This window comes from Pseudoalteromonas sp. SG41-2 (genome assembly GCF_014164535.1).
Taxonomy (GTDB): Bacteria; Pseudomonadota; Gammaproteobacteria; order Enterobacterales; family Alteromonadaceae; genus Pseudoalteromonas; species Pseudoalteromonas rhizosphaerae.
The window spans coordinates 107626-126531 of record NZ_JACJFK010000017.1 but is presented as its reverse complement, the minus strand read 5'-3'; the positions used below and the strand labels follow the sequence as shown (position 1 = coordinate 126531).

The 18906-nt window shown below is 37.9% G+C and carries 16 protein-coding genes; 3 read left to right on the top strand and 13 right to left on the bottom strand.

Translation table 11 applies throughout. The features are described 5' to 3' along the window. Nucleotides 1–407: 407 nt before the first annotated feature. Nucleotides 408–1052 carry an orotate phosphoribosyltransferase gene (gene pyrE / locus H5186_RS14770; RefSeq protein WP_182718103.1) on the bottom strand — a complete coding sequence of 215 codons (645 nt, stop codon included), beginning with the start codon at nt 1050–1052 and terminating at the stop codon, nt 408–410. A 20-nt stretch (nt 1053–1072) separates the two neighbouring features. Then, entirely contained in the window at nt 1073–1786 is a 714-nt protein-coding gene (gene rph / locus H5186_RS14765) for a ribonuclease PH (RefSeq protein ID WP_145237114.1), read from the bottom strand. A 178-nt stretch (nt 1787–1964) separates the two neighbouring features. Between rph and H5186_RS14760 the strand changes: the two genes are divergently transcribed. Next, nucleotides 1965–2825 carry a YicC/YloC family endoribonuclease gene (locus tag H5186_RS14760; RefSeq protein WP_145237110.1) on the top strand — a complete coding sequence of 287 codons (861 nt, stop codon included), beginning with the start codon at nt 1965–1967 and terminating at the stop codon, nt 2823–2825. Nucleotides 2826–2892: 67 nt separating this feature from the next. Here the strand turns inward: H5186_RS14760 and H5186_RS14755 are convergent, their stop codons facing one another. Beyond that, nucleotides 2893–4890 (bottom strand): response regulator, encoded by a 1998-nt coding sequence (locus H5186_RS14755; protein ID WP_182718102.1) that lies wholly within the window; start codon nt 4888–4890, stop codon nt 2893–2895. Between the two features lie 169 nt (nt 4891–5059). Between H5186_RS14755 and yvcK the strand changes: the two genes are divergently transcribed. After that, complete coding sequence (yvcK, locus tag H5186_RS14750) at nt 5060–5932, top strand: uridine diphosphate-N-acetylglucosamine-binding protein YvcK (RefSeq protein WP_182739713.1); 873 nt, start codon at nt 5060–5062, stop codon at nt 5930–5932. Here the strand turns inward: yvcK and H5186_RS14745 are convergent. Beyond that, nucleotides 5929–6261, bottom strand: a complete 333-nt coding sequence (locus H5186_RS14745; protein WP_149980674.1) for an Hpt domain-containing protein — start codon at nt 6259–6261, stop codon at nt 5929–5931. The genes yvcK and H5186_RS14745 overlap by 4 nt on opposite strands. Before the next feature lie 21 nt (nt 6262–6282). Between H5186_RS14745 and H5186_RS14740 the strand changes: the two genes are divergently transcribed. Continuing rightward, nucleotides 6283–7308, top strand: a complete 1026-nt coding sequence (locus H5186_RS14740; RefSeq protein ID WP_182739712.1) for a glycosyltransferase family 4 protein — start codon at nt 6283–6285, stop codon at nt 7306–7308. Here H5186_RS14740 and H5186_RS14735 read toward each other — a convergent pair. The 9 genes from H5186_RS14735 to H5186_RS14695 all read right to left on the bottom strand — a co-directional run bounded on the left by H5186_RS14735 (nt 7303) and on the right by H5186_RS14695 (nt 18793). Next, nucleotides 7303–8706 carry a sigma-54 dependent transcriptional regulator gene (locus H5186_RS14735; RefSeq protein ID WP_182739711.1) on the bottom strand — a complete coding sequence of 468 codons (1404 nt, stop codon included), beginning with the start codon at nt 8704–8706 and terminating at the stop codon, nt 7303–7305. The genes H5186_RS14740 and H5186_RS14735 overlap by 6 nt on opposite strands. Before the next feature lie 97 nt (nt 8707–8803). Beyond that, complete coding sequence (locus tag H5186_RS14730) at nt 8804–10264, bottom strand: SpoIIE family protein phosphatase (protein ID WP_149980671.1); 1461 nt, start codon at nt 10262–10264, stop codon at nt 8804–8806. A gap of 7 nt (nt 10265–10271) precedes the next feature. Beyond that, complete coding sequence (locus tag H5186_RS14725) at nt 10272–10976, bottom strand: AAA family ATPase (RefSeq protein ID WP_182732256.1); 705 nt, start codon at nt 10974–10976, stop codon at nt 10272–10274. After that, a complete protein-coding gene (locus H5186_RS14720; protein ID WP_182718096.1) occupies nt 10973–13057 on the bottom strand; it encodes an SLBB domain-containing protein in 2085 nt (694 codons plus the stop codon). Before H5186_RS14720 ends, H5186_RS14725 begins: the two co-directional genes overlap by 4 nt. Nucleotides 13058–13061: 4 nt before the next feature. After that, nucleotides 13062–13916: an OmpA family protein gene (locus H5186_RS14715; RefSeq protein ID WP_182718095.1), complete on the bottom strand. Its 855-nt coding sequence runs from the start codon at nt 13914–13916 to the stop codon at nt 13062–13064. Between the two features lie 20 nt (nt 13917–13936). Beyond that, on the bottom strand, nt 13937–14245 hold the full coding sequence (locus tag H5186_RS14710) for an STAS domain-containing protein (RefSeq protein WP_149980667.1): 309 nt from the start codon (nt 14243–14245) through the stop codon (nt 13937–13939). Nucleotides 14246–14411: 166 nt separating this feature from the next. Continuing rightward, entirely contained in the window at nt 14412–16211 is a 1800-nt protein-coding gene (locus H5186_RS14705; RefSeq protein ID WP_182718094.1) for a sugar transferase, read from the bottom strand. A 10-nt stretch (nt 16212–16221) separates the two neighbouring features. Next, the gene (locus H5186_RS14700; protein WP_182732252.1) at nt 16222–17298 is read right to left on the bottom strand and encodes a glycosyltransferase; all 1077 of its coding nucleotides are present in this window, start codon (nt 17296–17298) and stop codon (nt 16222–16224) included. Nucleotide 17299: 1 nt separating this feature from the next. Continuing rightward, nucleotides 17300–18793 (bottom strand): GNVR domain-containing protein, encoded by a 1494-nt coding sequence (locus H5186_RS14695; RefSeq protein WP_182718092.1) that lies wholly within the window; start codon nt 18791–18793, stop codon nt 17300–17302. Between the last annotated feature and the right edge of the window lie 113 nt (nt 18794–18906).

Here is an 18906-nt window from a genome sequence, read left to right as displayed (position 1 = left end):
CCACACAGATGATTGCTTTATATTGTTAAAGAACGTTGCGGTTAAAGTTAAACTTTATCTCGCTAGGGCTGCGCATATTACGCTTTCCTATTTTTTTGTCAACACTTAATTTTAAACTTTCTTAAAAATCTAAACTTAAGTTTTACTCGACTGACTGATTAACTCTTGCCTCGCTAAGCGTTGCTGTCTGCCGTCTCAGTGGGGTCGCATTATAGGGCGCGGCGAATTTTACGCAAGCGTTTTTTAAAGAAAACTTGAAATAAAGTGCTGTTCGGTTATGATTCATACCAAACACCACAAAATCTATACTTAATTTACGTTTTAATAACTCAATCACGCGACATAACATAAAAAAGCCCAGTGAAATTCACCGGGCTTTTTTTGCTAAATTCAATAAACAATTTAGGTTAAGCAATACCGTATTGCTCTCGGTAGGCTTTTACAGATGCTAGGTGCTCATTCATAGTACCTTTGCTTTCAAGATAACTAATAAGATCGGCCAGTTTTACTATCGAAACAACTTTAGTAGCAAAGTCACGTTCTACTTCTTGAATTGCAGAAAGCTCAGCTTTACCTTTTTCTTGACGATCAAGAGCTATTAGTACGCCACTTAAGTCCGCGCCGTTTTGTGCAATGATTTCCATAGACTCACGAATTGCTGTGCCAGCAGTGATCACGTCATCTACTAACATGATTTTGCCTTTTAGCTCAGAGCCGACTAATGTGCCGCCTTCACCGTGTGCTTTCTTCTCTTTACGGTTAAAGCAATAAGGCACATCTTTATTGTGATGATCTGCAAGTGCTACTGCGGTAGTTGTTGCAATTGGAATACCTTTATAAGCAGGACCGAATAAAACATCATATTCAATGCCTGCATCTTCAAGGGCGGCAGCATAAAAACGACCAAGACGTGCAAGGTCACGACCTGTATTAAACAACCCCGCATTAAAGAAGTAAGGGCTAGTACGGCCAGACTTTAAAGTAAACTCACCAAACTTTAACACCTGTTTTTCTAAGGCGAATTCAATAAACTCTATTTGATAATCTTTCATTACTATAAACCTATTACTTATTAAGCTAATGCTTGCTTCTGAACGTCAATGATTTCGCGGATTGAATGCTTCGCAAGAGTGAGTAATTCATCAAGCTCATCAAACGAGAAAGGTTCGCCCTCGGCTGTACCCTGCACTTCAATAATTTTACCTGTTTCGGTCAGAATTACGTTCATATCTGTTTCAGCGTCAGAATCTTCTAAATATTCTAAATCGCTAATAGCTTGGCCTTTATAAATACCTACCGAAATAGCTGCAATCATAAATTTAAGAGGATTTGAATTGATCATACCCTTGCTACGCATATGTGTTAACGCATCGACTAGAGCAACACAAGCACCACTGATTGATGCAGTACGAGTTCCGCCATCAGCTTGAATAACATCACAATCAATAGTAATGGTATTTTCGCCTAACGCTTTTAAATCAACTGCGGCACGAAGTGCGCGTGCAATTAAACGTTGAATTTCCATAGTACGACCGCTTTGCTTGCCACGCGCCGCTTCACGGCCATTTCGGGTATGGGTAGAGCGCGGTAACATACCGTACTCAGCTGTGATCCAGCCTTTACCTTGGCCTTTCATAAAACGCGGTACACCTGATTCAACAGTGGCTGTACAAAGTACTTTTGTGTTACCAAACTCAACCAACACAGAGCCTTCAGCATGCAAAGTGTAATTACGTGTAAATGTAACCGGTCTAATTTGGTTAGGTGTTCTTTCGCTTGGACGCATTCACGATCCCCTTAATTCAGAATTTCCCACATTATATGTATATATAGCTGTAGATGCCATGCTGATTTAAACAAAAGCAAATTGTAAAATTCGCAGCAACAAAAATTTCCGCTAGAGCTTAACCAGTGTTACGGTATAATCACTTTTAATATTGTTTAATAAAACTAGGAAACCATCCATGATCCACAGTATGACTGCTTACGCGCGTCGCGAAATAAAAGGCGATTGGGGCACTGGCACGTGGGAAGTTCGTTCAGTTAACCAACGCTACCTTGAAACCTTTATTCGCGCACCTGAGCAATTTCGTGGCATGGAGCCGGTGATCCGTGAGCGCCTACGTAAACATTTACAACGCGGCAAGGTTGAAGTGTTCTTAAAGTTTGTGGCAAACCCAGCCCATGTTGGTGAACTTTCAATTAATGAGGCGTTGGCTGCACAACTGATCAATAGCGCCAAATGGGTGCAACAACAAAGTAATGGCGATATTAATCCTGTCGACATCTTACGTTGGCCTGGTGTTATGGAAGCTGAAGAGCTAGATATGGATAGCGTTAACACCGCACTCATTGCTGGTTTTGATCAAGTGATTGAAGATTTTAAATCTGCACGTGGTGATGAAGGCGCTAATCTTGAAGAGATGATAGCCACTCGCCTTGATGCTATTTTAGAGCAAGTAGCGATTGTTGAAACTCACATGCCAGAAATTGCCAAATGGCAGCGTGAAAAATTAGCACAAAAATTAGAAGATTTAACTGCAAATATTGACGAAGCTCGCCTTGAGCAAGAGCTCATCTACCTTGCACAAAAACAAGACGTAGCTGAAGAACTAGACCGTTTAAAATCTCATGTCAAAGAAACTAAAAAAATCCTTAAAAAAGGTGGCGCTTGTGGTCGTCGTTTAGATTTTATGATGCAAGAGTTTAACCGCGAAGCCAACACCCTCGCCTCTAAATCAATCAATAGCGACATCACCAATGCTGCGGTTGAGCTTAAAGTATTGATAGAGCAAATGCGTGAGCAGATCCAGAATATAGAATAACAAAATTAAAAAAGGCCGTAATTTAAACTCATTACGGCCTTTTTTAATCTGTTGTTATTTATGCGCACTACAGCGAGTTTAAAGATGCTTTTAGAGTCTCAAACTTAATTGGTTTGGTCAGTACTTTATTTATGCCGACTTTAAAGCACGATGCTTTATCGTCGGTTGCGGCATTGGCGGTGAGTGCGTAAATAGGAATATCGCTTAATAATTCATTACGTATGTATTGTGTAGCAGTTAACCCATCCATCGTTGGCATCATAATATCCATTAAAATTAAATCAAACTTTTTGAGCTTCATAAATTCAATCGCTTCGGCGCCATCATTAGCTATTGTCACTTTATGATTTAATTTTTGTAAGAACGCTTTAATTAATACCTGATTGGTTTTGTTGTCTTCAGCAACGAGGATCGATAAAACAGGATGCTCTGCAGATAGTTCAGGCTTCATTTCACTAATAGGTGCTTCTGCAAATGGAATTAAAATAGTAAAAGTACTGCCAAGCCCAAGTTGCGTATCAACAGTAATTGAGCCCCCCATTAACTCAATTAGGTTTTTTGAAATACTTAACCCAAGACCAACTCCTTCATTCTTTCTGTTAATGCCATCGTTAACTTGCCTGAAAGGCTGAAATATAAAAACCAAATCTTTTTTTGCGATACCAACACCAGAGTCTTGGACAGTAAAGTTAAGCTTTCCATCAACAATACTTACGCATAGTAAAATACGTCCAGAGCGCGTAAATTTGAATGCATTTCCAATAATATTAAAGAGTATTTGCCCTAATCTAAACTCATCTCCCATTATTAAGGTAGGTATGTCGTCACTTATTGATACTGAGAAGATAATATCGTCACTGTCTTCTATTATGTGTAACTGCCCTACTATATTTTCTATTAATAATTTTACATTAAGAGGTTTGTTAACCAATAAAATTGTTCCTGATTCGATTTTTGAAAAATCAAGCACATCAGTGATTAGGCCATATAGAATATCAGCGCTTGAATTAGCATAGTCCAGCCACTGTCGTTGTTCTTTAGTGAGCTCAGTATCCAGTAATAACTCTATCATCCCCATAATCGCATTCATTGGAGTACGGATCTCGTGTGACATGATCGTTAAAAACTTTGACTTGGTTTGACTGGCCTCTTCAGCTTTTAATTTTTCACTTTCAAGTGCGGCCTCTCGCTCTTTTGAAAAAGTAATATCTTTGGCAATCCCTAAATAACCAATAAAATTTCCCTGATCGTCAAACTGCGATTTGCCATTAAGAGATACCCAAAGGGGCTTAACTGCATAAACTTCAAATTCAAAACCACTAAAATCGTCATACTCTGCAAGTAAAGCTGAGAATTGCTGCCATTTCAGTGTGTTTTTTCGCTCATTAATAGTGAGTAAATTATCAATTTTTTTATTAATAAAAAGTTGAGCGTAAGTGTTATTTTCGCTTTCAATATTATTAACGCTAATAAACGTCATATTAAGATCTGTGCGCCAAAACCACTCACTAGCAAGCTCTTTAAATAAACTAGAGAGTTGAGAAAATTTATCAAGCAGTAAAATAGATTGGTGAGTTTGAGCGTGTAACTTCATTAAGTTCAAAAAAGCATAGAACGCCTGTTGAAAAAACAGCTTTATAAGATCTGAACCTACAACGTCACTGACCCCATTTATGTCTACATTAGTAAAAATAAATATGCCTTGCTCATTGGAGGTGCTAACACTTATCAATAAAGACGCTTTAAGTGCAGTTTTGGCATTGCCCTCTAAAAAATTAAATTCGAGATCTTCTGACGGATTGTTACAAAATGCATAGCTATTTTTTAATACCTGTAAAAACAATCTGCAATGCGGCCATTTCTGATCATAAAAATCAATATTGCTAGTGCCTATAGTTTGATAATGCTTATCAATTTTTTGTAGGATTATACAATCTTGATAATGAAGCAACGGCTGCAAAAAAGCGGAGATAGTCGCTAAAATATCAATTTCATCATTACATTGAGATAATGACTCTAACTGACTTTGTAATTCACTAACAGTAATTAAATCACTATTTTGCATACCGGTTTCCCCACTTAAAATGCATCGCGTTTTGCAAAAAAAACTTAAGCCGATGACATGACTATTTAATATAGAACAAAATTCAATATAAATCATTGAGTTATTTTTTTTGCTAGAGTGGAATGATTTCTGCTTAATTAATGTAAATAACAAACACCAAGGCAAAACGATGAAAATAGTTTGCATAGGCGGTGGGCACGGATTGGCACAAGTTTTAAGCGCAATAAAACCTTTGTGTAATAACTTAACAGCAATCGTTGCAACCACCGATAATGGCGGCAGGACGGGTAGGATTAGAGAAGCACAAAATTGCATCGCCCTTGGTGATATTCGCCGTTGCTGTGTTCAACTAGCGGGTGAAGGTTCAATTGCTCATTCTGTGTATGAACACAGATTTACGAGCGGCGATATTGAAGGTCACAGCTTAGGTAATTTAACTCTTTTAGGTTTGACTCAAGTTATGGCCTCTCCTACTCAGGCTATTGCATGCTTTAATAAACTACTTGGTAATTGTGAAACCGTTTTACCCATGTCTGATATACCAACAGACTTAGTCGCTGAGCTTGATAACGGTGAAAAAGTGTTTGGTGAGTGTGCGATAGATGCCTTAAATTTACTACCTGAGAAAGTATATTTATCTAAAAAAGTACCTGCATCACCAGGCGCTGTTGAAGCTATTTTAAATGCTGACTTAGTGATTATTGGCCCTGGCAGTATCATAACCAGTATTATGCCCGCTTTTTTAATCGACGATATTGCACTCGCTATTCAAAAAACCTCTGCGTGTCGTGTATTTATTGAAAATACAGCGCAAGAGAACAGTGTAATGCAATACACTCATAGTGCAGGTATTGATTGGTTACAAAAAAAGCTCGGCGCTAAAATATACGATTTAAGTATTTCTCCTCCAGCGATTATGGAAATTTTGCAACACGGGAATAAATGCAATAAAACGGGTAAACATTTACATAATATCGATGAGTTAAATAATGTATTTTCAGAATTATTAAAAAGCTCTTTTAATGCAGAAAAACACGCTTAAGCGTTATTAACTAATTGATTAATTTGTTGAAAAGTTTTTTTACTTTGCGAGTCAGCTAATTTTAACAAAGTCCTAACCTCTGGGTTTAAGCCATTGGTCTTAACTTTTTGCTCAATCAGCTGACATGTTTGTGCTAGATGTATTGCACCAAAGCTATAGCTACTGCTTTTTAAGCTATGTGCATGAAGCTCTATATCATTAGTGTTGGTTGAGTTAAGCATTTGTTCTACTAATTTTTTAGACTCGTCAACAAACACTTTGAGTAACTCAATAGCCATGCTGTCGCCAACATCATATTTTAGCTGTTCTATTACAGATATATCTATCATATTTTTCTTTTGAGGTTCGTTATGAATTGCCAGATTATTTTGTTTGTTGACTCTTCCATGATCGGTGGTATTGAAACCCACATCGTGGAACTACACAAACTACTCAGTAAAAATAACGTTTCTTGCTCTGTTTTATTTTATAAAAATCATGGCAATAATGATTTTTATACGTTACTTGATAAGCAAAGCATACGCTATGATTTTCTGCAAGGCACACCTTCGAGTTTAATTAAGCAATTGCGCCGCTACGATGACAATACAGTTATTCATACCCATGGTTATAAAGCGGGTATTTTAGGCCGTTTAGCCTGTAAACTTACTCATAAACATTGTATAAGCACTTACCACGCAGGTGATGCTGGGACAGGTAAAATGTGGCTATATAACAAACTAGACCTGTGGCTTTCATGTTTATCAACCAACTTTGCAGTCTCAGAGCAAATCAGCAAAACAATTAAGAATGCCACATTACTAGAAAACTTTATTGATATCAAAGAACCACCTACGGTTAACTTTTCCTCATCCCCTCTTAGAATTGGATTTGTTGGCCGGTTATCGTATGAAAAAGCTCCTGATATTTTTTATACCTTAGCCGAAAGTATGCAAAACAGTAACAATGTGATGTTTCACCTTTTTGGCGACGGTCCGATGCGCAATACCATCCCGCAACTGGAAAACTTACACTATCATGGTTTAACCAATCGCGACGATATTTGGCATCAAATCGATGTGTTGCTTATCTGCTCAAGAGAGGAAGGTTTACCCATGACATTACTTGAGAGCATGGCGCACCATAAAATCGTAATTAGCAGTCCTGTTGGCGCCATCCCAAGTATCATAAAAAATAATACGAATGGCTTATTAATGAAAACAGGTGACGCACAAGAGTGTCAAAATTGTATTAACGCACTTTTAATACAGTCTCCTGATCAAAAAAGCGCTATGGCACAAGCCGCTTACGTCATGCTTAAAGAAAGGTTTTCTGGTAAAAACCAATTTTTGTTATTACAAAATGCGTACACCGCAAAATCACGCTTACGCTTATAAGTTTTCTTCCCAGCTTTTAATTTTTCTATAAAGGGTAGAAGGGCTAACTTCAAGTAATGCTGCTGCTTTGGGAATATTTGTTGAACATATTTTTATAACACGTTCTATATAGTCTTTTTCTGCTAACCAAAGTGCTTTTATATCACTTTCAATTTGCGGTAACTCTTCAAATTCTTGTATTTTAGTATGAGTAAAGCTTTCGTTTGGCTTGTAATTTGGTATTTCTTTCTGAGAGCTTTGTGGCAAGCTGGGCAACATATTTACATCAATCCACTCTTGGGCATTGAGCACTAAAATATTGCGGATCACATTTTCTAACTGTCTCACGTTACCAGGCCAATCATATTGAGCCAGTAAGCGCTTTACATCCTCTGTAATGCCTTTGTACGGATGTTGCTCTTCGCGAGCTATTTTGATAAACAAAGCTTCTGCTATCTCAATAATGTCTGTACTGCGTTCCCTTAATGGTGGCAACTCAATAGGGATCACATGCAATCTATAATATAAGTCTTCTCGAAACCGTCCGGCTTCGACCTCAACAAGTGGATCTCTGTTGGTTGCACACACAAATCGTACATCAACTTTAACAACTTTTTCACTGCCTACTTGCTGATAAGTGCCGGTTTGAATAAAACGCAACAGCTTACTTTGTAAGTTGACGTCCATTTCGCATAGCTCATCTAAAAATAAGGTACCGCCATCAGCTTGACCCGCAGCCCCGAGACGATTCGCAATAGCTCCTGTAAATGCGCCCTTTAAGTGACCAAAAATTTCACTTTCAATTAAATCTTTAGGGATCGCAGCACAATTTAACGCAACAAAAGGCTTATCAGCGCGATTCGATGCTTGATGTACCGCTCGTGCACAGAGCTCTTTTCCTGTGCCACTTTCACCGGTAATGAACACCGTAGCTTTACTTACCGATGCCGAGCTAATTATTTGATAGACAGATTGCATCTGCTTTGAACTACCAATCAAATCAAAATATCGACCATTTTCGTAGGTATTTTTATATTTCGTGACGGTTTGTTTTAGGTCTTTTATTTTTAGCGCATTGTTTATTGTAATACGAAAGCGCTCTGCCTCAACGGGCTTTTCTAAAAAGTCACTGGCACCGAGCTTGATCGCTTGAATGGCCATTTCTTTTGTCGCATGACCAGTTAAAACAACAACCTGAGGAGAATTATCAGGAGCTAACTTGGCTAAAATATCTAAACCATTCATGTCTGGTAACATGACATCTAATACGATTAGATCAGGCTTTATTTTATCAATAATCGCTAAAGCACTTGCACCATCATTTGCCACCAGAGTATTAACACCTGTAGGAACTAGATAAGATTGATACAACATAGCGAGCGACTGGGTGTCTTCTACAATGAGTATTGTTGGTGGCATAATCCCTTTCCTTTTAGCAGCCCGCTAAGAATTATTTAGATAAAAAATATTAACTTATGAATGTTAAGTTAACTATAGTTACCTCATTAAATCAAATTCAATTAATTATTATTAGTGATGCATCATCAATTTCTTTGGAGAGTGTCACTTGCGAGTTTTTCCATAATGAGTGGGCAAAGTCCTCAGCAGAGTTGCTCTGTGTTGGGATTATTGTTTTTAACTCAGCCATTTCATCTTTGTCAGTAAAGCGATTATCGGTCCAACCATCCGTATAAAGTAAAATATGTTCAATATTTTCTAATTCAGCTTCATAAAGGGTGTATTGATGATCATTAGAAAGGCCTAACAATGGACCGGTTCCCTTTAATTGAGATATTTTTCCATCTTTATCAATAATAACTGGCGGTGGATGTCCGGCATTAAGCCAATACAATTTATTATTTTCTAAAAAACAAATTACCAGTGTAACTAAACTCGATTTGCATAGTTGCTGCTTATAAAGCGCATTATTAAGCGCCACCAGCATGTCTTGATATGCCAATCCAGTTGCTAAAAAGCCACTGATAAAGCCTTTAATCGCAAAGCTTTCTTTAAGTGCTTGCAAGCCGTGCCCCATCATATCACCGAGGATAAAAGCAGTCCCTTCATCATTAATCGGCATAAAAAAGTCACCACCGTTACCGACCGCAATTGAACCAAAAATATGCGCTGTTTTATTATTAGCTAATAACACTTTTGATGGTGTTAAGCCAAATGTGCTCTGATACGATAAGTAAGCGAACCGGTGCGTTACCCTTTCAATACTTTGCAAAAGCTTATTTTTTTTCACTGGTTTAATTAAGTAATCATCGACTCCTAAGCGATTAATTTTACTGATCACTTCTTCGCTGTCATCACCGGTTAACATCACTACCGATAATTGTGATTTGAGATTAGATTTATTTAGTTTTTCTAATAATGGCTCACAAGTGCCTTTTTTTAGTTGGTGATCAAGTAATAAAATACTGGCATCAGAGGTTAAAATAGCCTGCCAACCCGCCTCAATATTTTCGCAGGTGATCACTTGAAACTTGTCTTGAAGATAGGCGCTCATTAATGCAAGCTGGACAACATCATCATCAACATAAATAATACTTGGCCTTTTATCTATGTTAATCAAAGGAAAGGAAAAATAATTTTTAGAGGCTATTGTTTCATACGTTGCATCTGCAAAGTAATGACGAATTAACTCAACCCCCATTCCACCTTCAACTAATTCATGCGATTCGATTGTCCAAGATGAGTCATTTTTTTTGAATAAATTATAAGGCTTCAATTCATCTACAAACGTTAAATGATATGTGTCAGTATTCGTTTGGCTGATGCGCAACATAATAACGTGCTCATCCCCCTGATTATGCCTAATCAAATTAGTGAGGTACTCCGTTGCAACTAAACCGGCAGCATCCGCTTCATCCCGTTTTACTGATAATGCACCCAACACATGTTTTAACACTTGGCGTATCTCGGTTAACGTTGGCCATAACAATTCAAAGCGTCGTTCAAATAATATATCCATAAAGACCTCAATAATGCTTAAACAGCCACTTTTGCCTGTTGATTTTGTTTGTTAAAAACGTACATACTCTTGGCCATTGAGGTCTATATCTTTGTAAAAGTAATAGCATTCGTTCACCCAAAGGTGCAAAACTATATTGGCTCACTAATAATTTAATATTGCTATGGCCAGCTTGTTTAAGCTCTGCAACGCCGTTACACAAAGACTCTTCATCATTAACACCTAAACCAACTGTTACTAAAGTCAGTTCGCTACATAAACTTAAAGAGTGTAGCGGAATATTATTGCGATTGAGCTTTAACGCAGGAGACATATCAAGTAACACATAATCATATTCTTGTTTTAAACGGATCACAGCCTCATTGAGTACATGTTTATTTTTAGCCGAATCAATGGACTCTAAATTATGTATGCTCAAAATATCTATCCCCTGATAAGGTAATACACTTAACTGGCAAGAAATATCATCAAATCGCCATAGCTTAGTTAAGCTAGATAACTGCTTATCTAAGCGAAACGAACTAATGGGGTTAAGATCAATCACCAATACTGACTTATGTTGACTAACTAATCGCTGGGCAACACTGCTACACGCCGTTGATGAACCTTCGCCACCATACAGCGAAATAAATGTAACGCATCGTGCATCACTATCAACGAGGGTATTACAAATCGTTTCTAGCTCATGATACTGCTCTGGAATTAACTTCATAAACTCACCACTAAAGCAATTATTGTTATAAAATCTAAGAAATTATCTTTAAATTGACTTAATAGATCTTGCCCCTTATCTGGTACATATAAAGTATCGCCAGCCCTTAATACCGGAATATTTGCCGAGTTTGGTGATTTTATAAATGCTTCAAGATTGAATACTCGAGACTGCTCTTTACAACAAGAATGATTAACCACAACAATTTTATCAATGAGTGCGGAACTTGATGGCCCACCCGCTTCAGCTAATACATCTAAAATAGACATAGTGTCATCAAAGTTATAGCGACCCGGCTTTTGCACTGCCCCCATAATACGAACCACTCTCTCTTTAGGTGTACGTAACCAGTCTTTATCTTTTTCAGGAATAAAAATAGTGTCTCCGGGCAACACATGTGGAAAGAGAGTTTCATCTCCGGTTTCAAAATACAGAGCTAAATCAAGCTTGCTAACCTTGGCACTATTACCATTACGGTGCGTTACTCTTATGTTGCGAATATCAGCATTGCCATTAGGGCCATCTGCAGCGGCTAAAATATCAATAAAATGCATATTATCATTAAACGCGTAGCGCCCAGGAGAGCCCACTTGACCCATAATATAAATAGACTTACTCGACGCTTGGCGTATCCATTGTGATTTATTATCGCCAGGGTCAACTGGCAACTCCTCTACAATCACTGTATCGCCTGCGATCAAATTTGGTAGCGCTGTTTTTCCATCAGTAATAGTGTACTTTTCGAGGTCGAAACGCTGAGTGACATCACCATTACGTAATATTTTAATATCATTAATATTGGCCCCTTTGGTTGGCCCGCCCGCATGAGCTAATAAATCGGTAAAATCCATTTCATCACTCCATTCATAACGTCCGGGAGATTGAATGGCACCAATAATTTTAATCGCACGTTTAGTCGGAATTTTTAACCAGCTTTTTTCGTTTACATCTGTTTTTTCGGGCACGAAAATAACATCACCAGGATTTAAATCAGGTACTTTTGTCGTAATGCTACCTTCACTGTAACCTTGTAAATCAAATAAAATACTTTCACCTTGCGGGGTTAATATTTTTATCTGTCGCGTTTCTGCAAAGCGTGTTGGCCCCCCTGCATTAGCTAAAATATCTAGAAAATTGGTACTATCTGCAGCCTCGTAAGCTCCAGGCTTTTGCACTTCCCCCATGATATAAACAGTCCGAGAAGTGGTGTTTACATCATCGACCATTATTGGCACATATATGGTTGAACCAGCTTTGAGAAGCGGCATATTCTTATCAGTGGGTTTATCTAAATATGCTTTTAAATCAAATATCACTGGGGACTTATCGACAATGACTCTAATTTTAGTCACATCAGCATAGCGTGTTACTCCCTCGGCACGCATTAATGCATCTAAGATGGTCATATTTTCTTTAAACGAAAAGCTACCAGGATTATGTACTTCGCCCAAAATTGTAATAGCGCTATTGTCACTGGCATCTCCCGTTGCGCTAAGTGTTTGTGCATCAAAGTCTATTTGTACATTACCAAGTAAAGGAGATACCGGTACAAACACCGTATCTTCACTTTTAAGGGTTGGAAGTAAGCTAATATTACCTGTATCTAAATAGGCTTTGTAATTAAACTCAATCACCTCATCGCCTCGTCTTATTTGCAAACGATCGAGCTGAGCGCCAGGCTTTAAACCATTCGCTTTAGCTATTACCATTTGAATATTACCATCATCAGGAATACTGACTTGGGAAGGCGTAATGACATAACCCATCACATTAATAAATATATCTCGGCTGCGGATCTCCACATAAAAGTCATCTATCGCAACAAACAACTCAGCCAAAACCGGTTTTAACTCAAGTTCGATTTGCGCCACTGTTTTATTGGCAACATTAAATTGCCCTACTTCAGGTATGTTGATCTGGCCTTTTTTATCTACTTCAAACGTGCCATCAAATTCAACCTCGCCAGGCACATATAAAAAGAGTTTATTACCCGCTTGCACAATTGAGTTATCCGCTTCATTTGCCGCAAAGCTGTTGGTCGCTAAAAAAAACAAAACAAATATTGTGAAAAAATATTTCATTATTTTACTCCTTTTTGCTTTGTATTATTTTAGTCCAGTTCATCAGCGCTTTAGCTTTATTGCTTTCTAAGCCTTGCGTGTTTGCGTCTAGAATTATTGCTTCAACTCTGCGGTCTGAATGACGTGTACTCTCAGTTTCTGCGGCATCACTGTAAGACTGCAAACTTCCTTGCGTTAGGGTTGTAATATTTTGCTGTGGCACGCCATAAACGCCAAGCCAATGCTTCACCGTATCGGCACGCTTAAGTGCCAACTCATAATTACTCCCTGAATCTCCAACCGCGTCAGTGTGACCCACAAGTAAAATATTAATACTGCCTAGTTGCTTCGCTAAATCTGCAGCTTGAGCAACTCGTACGGCATATTTAGGGGTTATTTCAAACGCATTAAATGCAAATTGATTATCGCTATTCAATAGCTGTGCAATTTGTTTTTTGATACTAAATGACGCAGGTTGCTCATTAGTCGTAGAGGCACAATCCGTAACTTTTCTAACCGTATCAAAGTGATTCGTTAACTGATTAAGCCCATGATAATGAATCAGTAAATCATGCTCAGCATCTTCCCACATTTGTCCAGCGATTAATCTACGAATACGATTTTCATAAATTTGTGCTTTTAATAGTTGCGCAGGCATACAAGCTTTAATATCTTGCGATTTTAATAACTCAAGTTTAAGTACAAGGTGTTCAAATTCACTCTTAACAACGTCCTCGGGCTGAGTGAAGTTTTCATCGTACTGCTCATCGGCTAATGGATAGTTTTGATACTTTTCAGCTAAGCCACCTTGGCCGTCATCAGGCCAAGAAGCACAGCCGCCTAAAAACATTATAATAACAATTACTATGCGTGCCTTCATTGTACTCTCCCTGATACCTTTTATATTGAGTCAATAAATGGAATGGTTTTATCGACTCTTAATAAGTTCATTAGCTTAAACGGCTGCCCCGTTACATTAAGTAAAGATAGCTTATTACTTTGTTTTTCAATTCTTTTGTATAGAAAAACAATAGCACCTATTCCTGAAGAGTCGATAAATTCGGTCTTAGTAAAATCGAGAATCACGAAGTGTGTGCCTTGCTCGACTAGCTGTTCAAACTGATCTTTTAACTCATCGACAGCAAAGCCGGAGAAATCATTAGGAAGTACGACAACTGTTTGTTCTACTTTATTGGCTAAATTTTTCATCTGAATCACCTATTAAAATATAAATACAAATAGACTATTACAAGAAGAATGCCAGAATTAACAAACTGATATTTAAGGGTTTTAAATTATTTGATACTATTTTTTAGAGGAGGGATGCATAATGCAATTGCTTTTTGAGTGCACAATTGCATTATGCGAAACAACGTTACTGACCTTTACCAGTGAATATAACAGCCAACGTTTTAAAGAAAATAGTAAACTCCATATAACACCAACTGCGTGCAGATGAAGTACTTAGCATATAGGCGTAATCCCAGCCTATTTTGTTGCGCGCATCGTCAATGCTCTCATCGTAACCATTCATTACCTGCGCGAGTCCCGATATACCGGGCTTGATCCCATAAGTACGCTGACAAAAGTACGGGATGTCTTTCTCAAGCTTTGAATAAAACACTGGTCGCTCAGGCCGTGGGCCAATAAGAGACATTTCACCGATCAATACATTCCAAAGTTGTGGTAATTCGTCCAAGCGTGTTTTGCGAATAAATCGTCCAACTGCAGTTATACGAGGATCATCTTTACTTGCCCACACCGCGCCATTTTTTGCTTCTGCATCAACAACCATAGAGCGAAATTTTAAAACATTGAATAAAGCGACAAAATCATCATCACTTTGTCCCACTCTCAGCTGTTTAAATAACACAGGGCCCTTTGAAGTCAGTTTAATCACTAATGCAACAGCTAACATAACTGGTGAAAGTAATATTAATCCAACCGCAGAGCCAACTACATCAATAGTGCGCTTAATGGTTTTGATGAATATTTTGTTTGATTCTTGGGTTTGATGAACGCGCTGCCAATGCTGGTTATAATCACCACGCTCAAACTTAACAATCCCCCACAGAGCCATAAAATAAGCGCTGATAATATAATTTACACTATCTACAATTGGTAACTTAGCCCTGATATTAAAAGCTTTTTTTGCTACTCCTAAGCCATGAGTACAGACTATCGCAACACATACCACTTTAGGTATTAACAAGCTTGAAGATAGTGCAAGTGAAAAAAGTAACGCGTAAATCAGCAGCAGAATAATTGGCATGACCCCACGCAATACTTTATGTGAAAAATAGTTAAAACTTACCCAGCCTAATTTCGGATTTAATAATTCAAACAACATTTTTATTTGCTGCCAGTTACCCGCACCTAATCTTACTCTTCTGGCATAATCATGACTTTGTTCATCACATTCACGCTCAACGATATTTATTTCACTGTTTACAACGGCTTTCCCACCTTGGTTTAACGCTTTCATAGAGATAATAAAATCGTCATTTATGGTGTTTTCATCTAATAAAGCCGCATGAGCTGAGCGTATAGCAAACATAGCACCTGGCACGCCAATAACAGCCCCTAAAGACGACTCCATACTCTTTACTTTGTTTTGATATTGCCAGTACTGTTGCTGCTCAGCAGTGGCTAAATCATCTAAAATATATACGCCGGTGATAACATTAATATTAGGATCTTTAAAATCGGCATCAATTTTATTGAGCACATCAATACTCAGTAGCGCACTAACATCGGTAAAGAGTAAAACATCATAATTTGGCTTACTCAGCTTTATCAGTTCATTGATGCCAAATGATTTGCCTTTATTCACTTTACTAAAATGCAAATGACAAACTACATTTTGCTTTGCAAGATGCGACTGCGCTAGCATCGCTTCGTCATAAGTTTTATCGGTGCAGCCATCAAGATAAACATGAATGGTGTATAGCTCAGTGCTATATAACATTGAGCCTAAGTTATAAAGCTTCTCTGCTATGTGTTCTTGTTCGTTATAAGCACACATTAAAATACCAAAGTGAGTACTGGGTTGAGTATTTTCAGTCATCTCAATCGGTTTACTGTTACTAAATAGCTTTAATAACAGTAAGTAACCAACATGATGATATAAAGCCAGTGTAATTAAAACAGCCAATGTGATCAGTAGAAAAGTCATTGCATTCCCCTTATGAAGCTAAGCCATTATAGAAGTGGTCATACGCTTCACTCATTTTGTTTGCATCTGCAATTGAGAGAATATGCTCTCGAATACACAGCCCATATTTCATGTCTAATGCTTTCAATAGCGCAATTTTTAGGCCAAAAGAGTCATTTGGCTTGACTAATATGCCTTGCTCTTCTGTAACGACCTCGCTGATACCGCCAACATCAGTCGCCACAATTACTTTGCCACACGCCATTGACTCTAAAATTGATAAGGGCAGTCCTTCTCTTTGTGAATAAAGACACATAACGTTAATAGCTGAGTAAAATAGCTGCATATGCTGTACATTTCCTAAAAAATGCACTCGTTCTACCACCCCAAGCGATACTGCCGCACTGAGTAACGAAAAGCGTAAGCTACCATTACCAGCAAACACTAATTCGATGTCTTTAGGCAGCAAAGGCAGTAGTTTAATGAGATCCAAATGCCCTTTCCCCGGCTCTAATCGTGCAGAGCAACCAATTAACTTTTTATCAGCAGGAAGATCAAGTTTGAGCCTTGCGGTTGCTTCATTGATGTGATTAAACTGCTGTAAGTCGATACCGTTCAGAATGGTTTTATCTGCCGTGATCGCTGTTTCATTATAAAATTCATTCGCGACCACTTGTGCATCTGCAACCCAGTGAATTTTAGTTAACTTATTAAGTGTTTTGGTAATTAAACGCTGTTTAAAGCTCTTTAAATACCAAGCATCATGAATAGTTGAGACATGCTTTACCTGAGTATTTGTAAGACAAGCTAGACTCGCGTACAACATGGGACCAATGTGATGACTATGAATCACTTTAATCTCGTGTGTTTTAATTATTTCAGTGAGCTTTTTGATAATACTTAGATCAAACCTAGGCGCTTTATCTAAGCTAATCAGTTTTTGTTCAAATAAAGCTAAAGCAGGCCACTCACTAACTGCTTCTTGCTCATTGCCCTCTAGCGAAACAATAATACTGGTGCTTGCGAATTGGCTTTTTTGCATTAAGGTCACAGCCATTTTTTCAAGGCCACCTATTTTAAAGTGCTGAACTAAATGTAGGACGTTCATGCTAACTCCCCTTATTAATAAAGTGCATTGATGGGCTAGCAGGAACATGTAATGAACCTTTGCCAACAATAGGTAAAATAGTAACTACTTCCAAAGCAGATAGTTTTTCAATGGTTTGAATATCTTTTAAGTGACTATCAAATAATGTCGCTACAAATACACAGGTGGTGCTTGTAAATATGCCTAAAACAATCCCCAAAATAATCGCCACTACTAAAGAGGTATTGATTGGCTGGGTTGGGCTGTAAGCTCGTTCTATGGTTTTTACTTTGTCAGGCCCTTCATATTTAACTAATTTACCCGTTACTTTTGCCATTTCGTAACGTCCCAGCATATCTTTATAAAGTGATTGCTTAACGTCGTAATCCCGCTCTAGCTTTCTTAATTGTTTCTCTATATCGCTTGTAACTAATAACCTTTCACTCACCGTATTAACTTGCTGCTCCAACATGGCAAACTCTTGTTGATGTTGGAGCACAGTGTTTTTTGCTTCTTCTAATGCAAGTATCTGTGAAACAAGCACATTACTTTCATTGTCTTTGCCATCAGGAAGTGTATTGGCCATTTGCCAAAGTTGATCTATGTTTGTTGCATCTAGATTTTTGCCACTTTCTATTAAAGCCTGTTGGCGAGCTCGAATACTCAGCAGTTCACGTTTTTTCGACACGACTTTACTGTGCTTTTCGGTATAACGGGTTTTTAAAAAGCTCAACTGTGATTCGGCATTAATGATTTTTTCTTCTATGCGTCCTAAAATTGGGTTTGCTTGGCCCATTTTTGTTGTTAGCGCTTCAAGCTTGGCTTTTGCACCTGATAAGACGATAGACTTTTGTTGTTGATCACTCAGTAACTTATCGAACGTTTGTCTATTGCTATGTAAAACAGCAGGTAAAGTGTTGCTATTTTTAGCTTTAAAATTAGCTAGCGACTCTTCAGAAACCTCGAGTTCTTCTCGTAAACTGACTAACTGTTGATAAAAAAATTGCTCAGACGTATCAAGCGAGGCCTTGGTTGGTGCTAATAAACTCTCTATAAATTTCTCAACCACTTTTTCTAATACTGCTTTCATTTGAGTTTGGTCATGCCAAGTAAAGTTAACTCGCACCAATTCATCACCAACCAGTGATAAAGAAAGCGCTTGTGAGAGTTCTTGATGAATTTTTTCAATAGCAGCAGGGCTTGCATCTTTAGCAACTAAGTTTGTTTCTTTAGCAACAGCTATCAACACTTTTCGACTTATTACAAGCGTGCGTAATGCAGCCATACGATTTGATAAATCAAACGAAAAAGACAAGTCATCTAAATATGGGTTTAGTAATGCAGATTCTTCTATTAAGATTGTTGCATGGTTTGTGTACTGCTTTTGCGCAGTTGCAGCGAGTAAAATAACCACAACAGGTACGATGAACAGAGGCAAAACAAATAGTTTCGCCCTTGTATAAACTGCATACAAAGCTAAATAAAGTAACCTTTTTATTTGCTCTCTAACTAACATAATCCCTACCTATTAATTTGCATATTGCAATGCGAAATTTAACGGCTATTTGCATAATAAAAATTTACACTGTAAATAGCCTAGTTTAATAAGGTAGTTGCACAGGGCGCGCC